Below are 10,231 nucleotides of genomic sequence, written 5' to 3' on the forward strand. Positions count from 1 at the left end.
TCACGACAGGGTCCAGCAATTCGGCTATGAACACCTGATAGCGGGCCACCCCCCCCACGCGATGGCGTCTGCGAGCGGCAGCTCGTACACGACCGGCCCGAACACGCTCGGGTCGTCCATCGAACACGCCGGCTCCGCCGGTCTGCTCAAAGGCGCTCTCGTTGACGAGGACGCGGGGCTGGTGAGAGCCCACAGAGGGACATGGCCGCGCCGTACTTGGCCTACGAGTACACCTGCCACCAACGGTCCGCCTCGGCACGAGCCACTTCGGTGTCGTACTGGCTCGCGTCGAAGTGGAGCTGCGGCGGGGGATAGGGCATGTCCGTGTGCGCCGCCCACGGGACCTCCCAGTCCGACCACTGCACGATCTCCCCGAACCGCTGCACGACCACGGTCAGGAAGCCGCAGCACCCGCCGGTGCACTCGGGTTCCCCCAGCTCCAGGCGGCGGGCCCTTCCGGTCGCCCGAAGAGGGCTGGGTCGCCCCGCCGGCAGCACATCGGCGGCGTACGGTCCGCGGCCGCCCTCGTCGACCGCCTCTTCGACGATGTCCTCGCCGTTGACCCAGAAGCGCACCTGAGCCGCGAACCGGGGTCCCGGCGGCAACACCCTGATCTCCAAACGATCGAACATCAGACCACCCTACGGGGCGCGCCGACGTCTGCGCGTAGCCCAGCCGACGCCTACCTCTACCCGGCCGACGGAAGGGCCCAGGATCTCGCCGCCGGCCGTGACGCAGCGTTTGCCGGTGTTCCAGCGGTTTCCGGTGTGAAGGTGGGCCGGGAGCCAGCCGACGCCCGTACCGCGTTCCACCAACCACGCCGGAGGCTCGGGTTGTCCGGCTGGTCGACCGATGCGGGCGCCGACCAGCCGGCCGCCCTGGCGGCGGAGCAGGTGGCCGCCCTCGCCCGCCCGCCGGGACCTCCCCGTCCTGCTCGACCGGCATGTCCCCCTCGGCCCGGACCAGGCCGCCCGCCGCCGCCTCGGGGTCCGCAGGGTCGACTTCGACGCCGTAGTACTGCTCGGGTTCGTCACGCCCGTGGGATCGGTGGAGATCGACCACAAGCGGCAGGGCGGCGTCACTGCCGTCCCGCTGTACTCCGCCGAGGAGGGCGCGCTGCTCCCGGTGGTGCGGCCGTTGTGGACCGGCGGGCGTACGCCGTCCCTGCGGGTGCCCGCTCCGCGCTCGCCGCGCTGGACGCGAGTCCGGTGTGGGAGCGGGTGCTGCTGGCCGAGGTGGCACGCATGGCCCGTGTGGGCGCCGGGCCGCGGTTCGTGCCTTGCCCGCGGCACCCTCCATCCATATACTCGGATCCGAGTGATCGATACCGAGTGAATTGGCGTGCCGACGTATTGGAGTCCCATGCCCGCCCGTGAAGCTTCCACCGCCTGCCAACACCCGAAACGCCCTGCCAACGCCCTTGCCCTTGCCGTACTCGGGCTGCTGCTGGAACATCCGGCGCACCCCCATGCCATGGCCGGCGCGCTCCGCGACCGCGGCATGGACCGCACCTTCAAGCTGACGACCGGATCGCTCTACGACACCGTCCGGGCGCTCGTGCGGGACGGGTGGATCGAGGCGGACGGCACCGAGCAGGTCGGCAACCGCCCGGCCCGCACCGTCTACCGCCACACCGCCGCCGGGCGGGAGGGCTTCACCGACTGGCTCGACGAGCTGATCCGCGAACCCTCCCCCGAGTACCCGCGGTTCCTCTCCGCCGTCGGATACCTCGGCGCGCTGGGCCGCGACCGCGCGGCGGGGGCGCTGCGTGAGCGGGCCGCCGCGCTGAGGGAGCGGATCGAGCGGGACGCCGAGGCCTACCGTGCGGCCCGGGAAGAGCACGCCGTGCCGCGCCTGTTCGTCATCGAGGCCGAATACGCCGCCGCCATGGCACGGGCCGAGCTGGCCTGGGTGGAGGACACCGCCCGCGAGGTCGAGCACGGCACGCTGGCATGGCCGCAAGAGGGCGGGCGGTGAGCGGCGGCGTGCCGCAGGACGAGGCCGTCGACGTCCTGATAGCCGGAGCCGGCCCGGCCGGGCTCACGCTCGCCGGGGAGCTGGCGCGCGCGGGGGTGCGGGCACTGGTCCTGGAGCGGGACCCGCAACCGCCCGGCTTCTGCCGCGGGTTCAACCTCAACGCCCGGAGCCTGGAACTGCTCGGCCGCCGGGGCCTCGCCGACCGCTTCCTCGCCGAGGGGCCGACCGTCCCGACGACGGCGTTCGTCGGCACCTCCCGCCTCGACCTCGCCGCCATGCGAACCGGACACCCCTACGTGCTCGGCATCCCCCAGACCCGCGTGGAGGAACTGCTCGCCGAGTGGGCCGTGTCCTCGGGTGCGCGCCTCGTCCGCGGCCGAAGCCTGACCGGCCTGCGGCAGGACGCCGACGGCGTGACCGTCGAGACGGACGGCGCCGGCGGCCCGGCAACCGTGCGCTGCCGATGGCTGGCCGGCTGCGACGGCAGCCGCAGTACGGTGCGCAAGGCGACCGGGACCGGCTTCCCCGGGACGCCCGCCCGCAGGTTCACCCTGCTCGGAGACGTGGTCCTCACCGACCCGTCGGCCGTCCCGTTCGGCCCCCACACCGGGCCCGGCGGCCGCTCGGTGTTCGCGATCCCGCGTCCCGGCCACGTCCGCCTCCTCACCGAGGACCCGGCACCGCCCCAGGACCCGCACGAGCCGGTGCCGCTCAAGACCTTCCAGCAGGCGGTCGACGCCGCGCTCGGACGCCAGGCCGAGATCGCCGAGGCGCTGTGGCTGACCCGGTTCGGGGACGCGGCGCGGCTCGCCGAACGCTTCCGGACGGGCCGGGTGCTGCTCGCCGGGGACGCCGCGCACATCCACCCCCCGGCAGGCGCCATCGGCGTCAACGCGGCCATCGACGACGCCGTCAACCTGGGCTGGAAGCTCGCCCTGGTGACGCGCGGACAGGCACCGGACACCCTGCTCGACACCTACCACGACGAACGCCACGCGGCGGGCCTGCGCCTGCTCCGCAATACCCGCGCGCAGGCGGTCCTCGCCCAGGCGAAGGGAGACGAGGACCTCCTGGCCCCCGTCCGCGACCTCCTCGCCGAGCTGGCCTCGGACGGTGACACGGCCGGACCGCTGGCCGAGGCGATCACCGCCGTAGCCACCCGCTACCCCGCCTCGGGAGACCCCCGACACCCGTGGGCGGGGAAGATGGTGCCGGACGTCCCGCTGGGCGGGGACGGCGGGGACGGCCTCGCGGCGCTGCTGGCCCGGTCGCCCGGCGGCGGCGCACTTCTGCTCGACGGCGCGGCGGGCACGGACGCCCTCACCGCCGCCGCCCTGCCCTGGGCGGACCGCGTCACCGTCGCCCGTACCCGCGCGGACGCCCTGGCGGGCGCCCGCGCGGTCCTCGTCCGCCCGGACGGGCACGCCGCCTGGACCGGCGCCGCGCAGGCCCCCGCGGACGAGGCCGCCGAGGAGCTGCGGACGGGCCTCACACGCTGGTTCGGGCATCCGACGCGAACCCCAGGGGCGGCATAGGACGCTGTGGCACGCGCAAGCCGAGGGACTGGGGTGTCGGCGGAGGCCGCGGACTGGAGCGGCCCGCCATGCTGTTCCGCCACGTGCCGCGCGGCCCGGACCAGGCCGCCCGCCGGCTCGGCGTCCGCCGCGTCGACTTCGACGCCGTGGTGCACCGGGTCCGGGTCGCACGTCCCCTCGGTGGAGACCGGCTACGAGCGGCAGGGCGGCGTCGACGTCGTCCCGGTCGGCGCGGCCGGTGGCATCGACGACGGGTCGGCGTGCAGCTGCTCGGTGCGCTGTCCGCCGGTGGCGGCGATGACGGCACGGCGCCGGTGACTTGGCGGCCGTGGAGGTGGACCCGGAACTGGGTCGGCATGGCCGCCGTAACGGCTCCGTCGGTGACGTACTCCGGCGGGCTTGCCGGCGCGGGAGCCCGCTCCCCGCTCGCCGCTCTGGCCCCGGTCGTCCCGGGCGTTGACCGGGTGTTCCCGGCGGAGGTGGCGGGGATCGCCCGGGTGGGCCGGGCCCCGGCCAGGACCTCAGGCTGGGGCCGGTGACATCCCAAACTCCCGAGCCCGAAACTCCCGAACCCGATGACCTTGCACAATGGTCAAGGATCGTTGACCATTACTCGCATGCCTACCGATGATCTTCCCGAAGCCCTTCACGTCACCACGGACGAGCAGTTGCGCGCCGTCTCCAACCTCACGCGCCACCGCATCATGGCCGTGCTCCGCTTCGAGCCGGCGACGATCACGCAGATCGCCGACCGGGTGGGCCTGGCGAAGGGGAGTTCCAGCTATCACGTGCGGCTGCTGGAGCGGGCCGGGCTGGTGAAGGTGGTGCGGACGCGGAAGGTGCGGGGGGTCACCGAGCGGTACTACGCGATGGCCGCGCGGTCGATCGTGCTGCCGGATCCGGGCGAGGGCGGCCCGGACGTGCTGATGCGGCACGCGCTGGCGGACCTCGAGGCGTCGCCGGCGGACGGCGAGCGGCACGTACGGATGGCGCACCTGCGACTCACCGACGAGCAGTTCGCGCAGTTGGGGGCGCGGCTGCAGGCTCTGGCGGACGAGTACCGGGAGCTGTCCGATCCTTCGCTCCCGGACTCGTCACTGGTCTTCGCCCTGTTCCACCCGGCACGCCGCGACCAGGCCGAGGGGGACGTCAAGTGACTTCGGACGTAAGAAAGTTGCCGACCGGGTTCGGGCGGCTGTGGACCGCTCAGACGGTGTCCTCGCTCGGTGACGGGGTGTCGCATGCCGCGCTGCCGCTGATCGCGCTGACGCTGACGCGGGATCCGATGGCGCTCGCGGTCGTCACGGCCGCCGGGACGCTGCCGTGGCTGCTCTTCGGGCTGCTCGGCGGTGCGCTGGTCGACCGCTGGGACCGCCGGCGCACGATGTGGGTCACGGACGCGGCGCGTGCGGTGCTGCTCGCGATACCGGTGGCAGCCGCCGCGCTCGACGTGCTGAGCATCCCGCTGCTCGCCGCCGTCGCCTTCCTGCTCGGCCTCGGCGGACTCTTCTTCGACACGGCCGCCACCGCCTACCTGCCGGATCTGCTCGGCCGAGACCCCGCGCTCCTGGAGCGCGCCAACTCCCGCTTGCGCGGCACCCAGACCGCCGCGTCCGGCTTCGCCGGGCCGCCCGCGGGCAGTGCCCTGCTCGCGCTCGGGCGGGCGGTCCCGCTGCTCGCCGACGCGGTGTCGTTCCTGCTCTCCGCACTGCTCGTACGGTCGCTTCCCGCGATGCCCCGGCCCGTGCCGGAGAACCGCGAGTCGCTGCTTCGGCAGGCGCGCGCCGGAGCCTCGTACGTCTTCCGGGACCGCCTGCTGCTCGGGCTCGCACTCCGCCCGGCGGTCGGGAACGTCGCCTTCGTCGCCGTGGAGACCGTCCTGGCCCTCTTCGCGCACGACCGCCTCGGCATCGGCTCCTTCGGCTTCGGCCTGCTCCTGACGGCGGAGGCCGCCGGCGGCCTGCTCGGCGCGGGCATCGCCTCCTACCTCGGCCGCCGACTCGGCACCGGCACCGCACTGACCTGCACGGCCGCGATCGAGGGACTCGCCATCCTGGGCCTTGCCGCCGCCCCGAACTCGTACGTCGCCGGCCTCGCGCTCGCCGTCTGCGGAGCGGGCATGGGCGCCACGATGGTGCTCGCGCCCTCCCTCCGGCAGACGATCGTCCCGGCCCACCTCATGGGCCGGGTCGCCTCCACCTCCCGCATGCTGGCCATGTGCGCCGCCCCCTTCGGGGCCTTCCTCGGCGGCTGGCTGGCCACCGCCTACGACATCCGCACCCCGCTCTACGCGGCCGCCGTCCTCCTCCTGGCGATGACGGCCGTCACGGCATCCATGACCACCAACCGCCGGGTCGAAGCAGCGCTGCGCGCCGCCCCGACCGATGATCCTGACCACCCGGAATCCAGGGATCCTGTTCAGGCAGGTGCCCTTTAGGGCTCCGAGGAGCCGTTGAGGCAGCGCCAAGCCCAGCTCGGCGTGCCTGGCCCACAGCGCGGCCATGTCCAGGTCCGCGTCGGGCTCGGTATCCAGGTCCGACTCATCGGCGAGGACCTTCGATACCTTCGCCAGGATGCGCGCCGCCTTCTCCGGCTGCGGCAGCATCGCGAGCGTCGGAGCCGGCCGATCCCGCCCCCGGCCCCGGCCCGCGGCCGGGTCACGACTACGTGGAACTCGTCGGCGGCCTGCTGGACGGGCAGCTGCTCGACGTCACCGGCCGGCCTGCCCAAGAGGTCGTGGACGGGGCGCTGCTGATGTCCGATCACGGGCGTTCGGTCCGGGCGGCCGATCCGGGGGCCGCTGTCGCCCTGGAGTTCGTTCACCCACACCTGCGCCGCCGTGAGGTTCGGGGCCGTGCCGACGGGTTCGTACGCGAACCCGTTCCACTCTTCCAGGACGCGCGCTTCGCCGGGCCGGAGGTGTCCGGCGCCGCCGTGGACCGGCCGGTGGCCCTACCCGGGTGTGAGTGGTTGCCGTACGGAAAGTGCCGCTGAGATTGATCTTGCCGACGCCTGGCTACTTCGCGGGGGCTTGGAGCCGGCGGGGTACGGCTCGCAGTACCCGCAGGTCCGGGATGTGGTTGTAGAGGGTGCCGGGCGAGCCCCCCAGGAGTTTGGCGATCGAGGTGATCGAGCGGCCGGTCGATCAGCGGGGCAGGATGCGCATGACTGCCTCGCGTTCGCCGCTGACCCGCAGGCCCTGCTGTACTGCGGCGCTCAGATCGAGGTCGCCGAGCAGGGTGGCGGCCAGCAGGTGCGGCGGTCCGGTCAGTGACGCGGTGGGGTGGTCGACCCGGCCGGTGTGTGTGTGCACCGAGCCGTCCTTGACTTCGATGACCAGGTCTTCGTTGCCGTCGGCGTGCAGTTGCAGGGCGATTGCCGGCTGGTCGGGGCGGTGGTCGATCAGTGCCCGGGCTGGCATGTCCAGCCAGTGGGTGCGGAAGGTGTCGTTGCCGCCCGGCTCACGCAGCAGCGGCATGCCCCACCGGCTCAGTTCCCGCAGCACCGGCTCGAGCTCGCGGCCACGCTCGGTGAGGGAGAACAGGGTGGTGGCCACCGGCGGCGGGGCGGCCTCGCGGCGGATCAGGCCGGCTTCCTCCAGTTCGCGGAGCCGGTCGACCAGCAGGTTGCTGGCGATCCCGGGCAGCCCGTTGCGCAGGTCGGTGTGCCGGCAAGGACCCAGGGCGAGCAGTTCGCGGACGATCAGCAGGGTCCATCGGTCGCCGACGGTGTCCAGAGTTTTCGCGATGCCGCAGTACTGCCCATAGGTGCGCATGCCACCACCCTACATCGTGGTGTTGAGATTCAAAACTAGCTTGTTGACTTTCTCAACAAGGTCGGTCTAGCGTCGCTGCCCATGACCCCCACCCTTTCCGTCCGTCGGCTGGCCTGGGCCGGCGTCGAGATCCGTCTCGGCGACACCCGCCTGCTGATCGACCCGCTCGAGAACGTCGCTCCGCTGGCGCCGGTGATGGGGCCGCCGCACCGGCCCGTCGACCCGGTCGACACCCCGCCCGGCACCCACGCCCTCATCACCCACCTGCACCCCGACCACTACGACCACGACCTGATCGCCCGGATCGCGGCCACCGGCACGATCGGCTGCCACACCCCGAGCGCGGCGGCGCTGCGCGAGTCGGGCATCACCCCCGTAGCCCAGGACCTGGGCCGGTCACGGCGCATCGGAGAGCTGACCGTCACCCCGGTGACCTCGCTGGACTGGCGCGGCAACGACTGTGACCAGGTCGCCTGGGTCGTCGAAGGCGCCGGCCGGCGGGTCATCCACTGCGGCGACACCCAGTGGCACGGCAGCTGGTGGCAGATCGCCCGCGACCACGGCCCGTTCGACGTCGCGTTCGTCCCGGTCAACGGCGTCATCGCCCACTTCGAGGGCTACGCGGCCAACGTCCCGGCGACCATGACCCCCGAGCAGGGCGTCGAGGCCGCCGTCGCACTCGGCGCCGGCACCGTCTGCGCCATGCACTACGGCCTGTTCCACAACCCGCCGTTCTACACCGAACAACCCGACATCGAGCAGCGCTTCCAGCACGCCGCCGACGAGCGCGGCATCACCGCGGCCATCGTCGCCGACGGCCAGACCGTCCTCTGACCATCAGAAACGAGGAGCAACACATGAAGATCGTCCTGTTCGGTGCCGGCGGCAACATCGGCCGGCCCACCACCGAGGAACTACTGCGTCGCGGCCACACCGTCACCGCGGTCACCCGAGCCGGCCACATCGACGGACTGGGGCACACGGCCCTGACCGTGACCACCGGTGACGTCACGGACGCCGCCGCGGTCGCCGGCCTCGCCGCCTCCCACGACGCCGTGCTGTCGGCCGTCGGCCCCCGGATCGGCCAGGAGAACGACCGCGCCACGATCGTCGGTGCCGCCCGTGCGCTGATCGACGGACTCCGCCGAGCCGGTGTCACCCGCCTGGTCACCATCGGCGGTGCCGGCAGCCTCCGCACGCCGACCGGCGCCCGGGTCATGGACGACCCGGACTTCCCCGCGCTGTGGAAGGCCAACGCCGAGGCCCAGTCCGAAGCGCTCGACCTCTACCGCGGCGTGCACGACCTCGACTGGACGTATGTGTCGCCCGCCGCAGTCATCGGAGCGGGCGAGCGGACCGGGGCCTACCGCAGCGCCGGGGACACCCTGCTCACCGACGACGACGGCAACAGCCGCATCTCGTACGCCGACTACGCGATCGCCTTGGCCGACACGATCGAGAGCGGCACCGCGATCCGCCGCCGCATCACCGTGGCGTACTGAGCCATGAGCAACGACGCCGCCGGCCGGCAAACCCGATTCATCGTCCTGCTCGCAGCGCTCGTGGCCCTGGGACCACTGTCCATCGACGGCTACCTGCCCGCACTGCCGGACCTCGCCGGCGACCTGCGCGCCGGCGCCGCGGCCACCCAGCTCACCATCACCGCCTGCCTGGCCGGGCTGGCCATCGGGCAGCTGATCGCCGGGCCGCTGAGCGACACCTACGGCCGGCGGCGTCCGTTGCTGGCGGGCCTCGCCCTCTACACGATCGCCAGCGCGCTCTGCGCGGTGGCGCCCGACGTCCGGACCCTCGTCGGCCTACGCCTGGTCCAGGGCATCGGCGGGGCGTTCGGCATCGTCATCGCCAACGCCATGGTCCGCGACCGCACCTCCGGAACCCGCACCGCACGTCTCTTCTCCGCACTGACCTTGATCACCGGCCTGGCGCCGGTGTTCGCGCCGGTCCTCGGCGGCCAGCTACTGCGCGTCACGGCCTGGCCGGGGATCTTCGTGGGCCTGGCCGTACTCGGCGCCGTGATGCTGGCGGCCTCCGCTGCAGGACTGCCGGAGACCCGGTCCTCCGCGTCACGCCAGCCGCTGCCGGCCGTCGTCGGGCAGCTGCTCGGCGACCGGGTCTTCACCGGGTACGTCCTGGCCAACGGCCTGGTCTTCGCGGCGATGTTCGCCTACATCTCCGGCTCGCCGTTCGTCCTGCAGGAAATCCACGGCCTGTCACCGCAGCAGTACAGCGCCGTGTTCGCCGTCAACGCCGCCGGACTCATCGCGGCCGCCCAGATCAGCGGCCGGCTGGTGGCCCGGGCCGGCGCCCGCGTGCTGCTGCTCGCCGGTCTGCTGGGCGCGACAGCCGGTGGCACCACGGTCCTGGGCGCGGTGCTGACACGGGCACCCCTGCCCGCGCTCCTGATCGGCCTGTTCGTCCTGGTCTCCAGCGTGGGCCTCGTCATGCCGAACGCCGCGGCCCAGGCCCTGGCCGACCACGGCGGACACGCCGGATCGGCCGCCGCTCTGCTCGGCTTCGGCCAGTTCATGATCGGCGGGGCACTGGCTCCGCTGGCCGGCGCGGGCGGCGCCACCAACGCCTTGCCGATGGGAATCATCGTCGCCGTGCTGCCGGCGCTCGCCCTGCTCACACTCGGCGTCCTCACCCGGTCGATGCCCGGTGCGCGCACTCGCAGGCCGGCTCGCCAAGGACATGCCGGGCACCGGCGACCGCCCTCGCCCAGCGCCAGTTCTGTGCCGCGGTCGAAGTGCACCAGGTAGGGGAACGGTGTGATGTACTGCCGGACCGCCACCACGGTCCCTTCCGCCCCGCACGGGACGTGGTCCCCCCCCCATTACCTTCTTGGTGGCCCCGCAATGGGGCGCCCGGCCTCCGGAGTTGGCATGACTTTCTCCCCCTGTCGATCGCATGGCCTGGGGGGTGG

11 protein-coding genes are annotated in these 10,231 nt (G+C 73.2%); 8 read left to right on the forward strand and 3 right to left on the reverse strand.

Going from position 1 to position 10,231, the window contains the following annotated elements; all coding sequences use genetic code 11:
* Window positions 1-221: 221 nt before the first annotated feature.
* Entirely contained in the window at window positions 222-632 is a 411-nt protein-coding gene (locus tag ACQKM2_RS13830; protein WP_427709350.1) for a hypothetical protein, read from the reverse strand.
* Between the two features lie 730 nt (window positions 633-1,362).
* On the opposite strand from ACQKM2_RS13830, the gene ACQKM2_RS13835 reads away from it, so the two are divergent.
* The 5 genes from ACQKM2_RS13835 to ACQKM2_RS13855 all read left to right on the forward strand — a co-directional run bounded on the left by ACQKM2_RS13835 (window position 1,363) and on the right by ACQKM2_RS13855 (window position 5,949).
* Entirely contained in the window at window positions 1,363-1,977 is a 615-nt protein-coding gene (locus ACQKM2_RS13835) for a PadR family transcriptional regulator (protein ID WP_427709352.1), read from the forward strand.
* Entirely contained in the window at window positions 1,974-3,512 is a 1,539-nt protein-coding gene (locus tag ACQKM2_RS13840) for an FAD-dependent monooxygenase (RefSeq protein ID WP_427709354.1), read from the forward strand. Before ACQKM2_RS13835 ends, ACQKM2_RS13840 begins: the two co-directional genes overlap by 4 nt.
* Window positions 3,513-3,692: 180 nt before the next feature.
* Window positions 3,693-3,830: a hypothetical protein gene (locus tag ACQKM2_RS13845; RefSeq protein WP_427709356.1), complete on the forward strand. Its 138-nt coding sequence runs from the start codon at window positions 3,693-3,695 to the stop codon at window positions 3,828-3,830.
* 299 nt (window positions 3,831-4,129) lie between these two features.
* Window positions 4,130-4,669, forward strand: a complete 540-nt coding sequence (locus tag ACQKM2_RS13850; RefSeq protein WP_427709358.1) for an ArsR/SmtB family transcription factor — start codon at window positions 4,130-4,132, stop codon at window positions 4,667-4,669.
* A gap of 17 nt (window positions 4,670-4,686) precedes the next feature.
* Window positions 4,687-5,949, forward strand: a complete 1,263-nt coding sequence (locus tag ACQKM2_RS13855; protein ID WP_427709360.1) for an MFS transporter — start codon at window positions 4,687-4,689, stop codon at window positions 5,947-5,949.
* Here the strand turns inward: ACQKM2_RS13855 and ACQKM2_RS13860 are convergent.
* Both ACQKM2_RS13860 and ACQKM2_RS13865 read right to left on the reverse strand, forming a co-directional pair.
* On the reverse strand, window positions 5,946-6,407 hold the full coding sequence (locus ACQKM2_RS13860) for a hypothetical protein (protein WP_427709379.1): 462 nt from the start codon (window positions 6,405-6,407) through the stop codon (window positions 5,946-5,948). The two genes, ACQKM2_RS13855 and ACQKM2_RS13860, sit on opposite strands and share 4 nt — an antisense overlap.
* 250 nt (window positions 6,408-6,657) lie before the next feature.
* Window positions 6,658-7,287 (reverse strand): winged helix-turn-helix transcriptional regulator, encoded by a 630-nt coding sequence (locus ACQKM2_RS13865; protein WP_427709362.1) that lies wholly within the window; start codon window positions 7,285-7,287, stop codon window positions 6,658-6,660.
* Window positions 7,288-7,368: 81 nt separating this feature from the next.
* Between ACQKM2_RS13865 and ACQKM2_RS13870 the strand changes: the two genes are divergently transcribed.
* From ACQKM2_RS13870 to ACQKM2_RS13880, 3 genes are read left to right on the forward strand one after another with little or no spacing between them, the layout of a single operon-like run.
* Window positions 7,369-8,121, forward strand: coding sequence for an MBL fold metallo-hydrolase (locus ACQKM2_RS13870; RefSeq protein ID WP_427709364.1), 753 nt, complete (start codon window positions 7,369-7,371; stop codon window positions 8,119-8,121).
* Window positions 8,122-8,144: 23 nt separating this feature from the next.
* Window positions 8,145-8,789: an NAD(P)-dependent oxidoreductase gene (locus ACQKM2_RS13875; protein ID WP_427709366.1), complete on the forward strand. Its 645-nt coding sequence runs from the start codon at window positions 8,145-8,147 to the stop codon at window positions 8,787-8,789.
* Between the two features lie 3 nt (window positions 8,790-8,792).
* Window positions 8,793-10,067, forward strand: coding sequence for a multidrug effflux MFS transporter (locus tag ACQKM2_RS13880; protein ID WP_427709368.1), 1,275 nt, complete (start codon window positions 8,793-8,795; stop codon window positions 10,065-10,067).
* The last annotated feature ends 164 nt before the right edge of the window (window positions 10,068-10,231 follow it).

The sequence above is a fragment of the Streptomyces sp. NPDC004126 genome (assembly GCF_050275515.1).
Lineage (GTDB): Bacteria > Actinomycetota > Actinomycetes > Streptomycetales > Streptomycetaceae > Streptomyces.

Coding starts and splice junctions, on each gene's coding strand:
- ACQKM2_RS13830 (WP_427709350.1), bottom strand. CDS start 632: ATGTTCGATCGTTTGGAGATCAGGGTGTTGCCGCCGGGACCCCGGTTC.
- ACQKM2_RS13835 (WP_427709352.1), top strand. CDS start 1,363: ATGCCCGCCCGTGAAGCTTCCACCGCCTGCCAACACCCGAAACGCCCT.
- ACQKM2_RS13850 (WP_427709358.1), top strand. CDS start 4,130: ATGCCTACCGATGATCTTCCCGAAGCCCTTCACGTCACCACGGACGAG.
- ACQKM2_RS13865 (WP_427709362.1), bottom strand. CDS start 7,287: ATGCGCACCTATGGGCAGTACTGCGGCATCGCGAAAACTCTGGACACC.
- ACQKM2_RS13870 (WP_427709364.1), top strand. CDS start 7,369: ATGACCCCCACCCTTTCCGTCCGTCGGCTGGCCTGGGCCGGCGTCGAG.
- ACQKM2_RS13875 (WP_427709366.1), top strand. CDS start 8,145: ATGAAGATCGTCCTGTTCGGTGCCGGCGGCAACATCGGCCGGCCCACC.
- ACQKM2_RS13880 (WP_427709368.1), top strand. CDS start 8,793: ATGAGCAACGACGCCGCCGGCCGGCAAACCCGATTCATCGTCCTGCTC.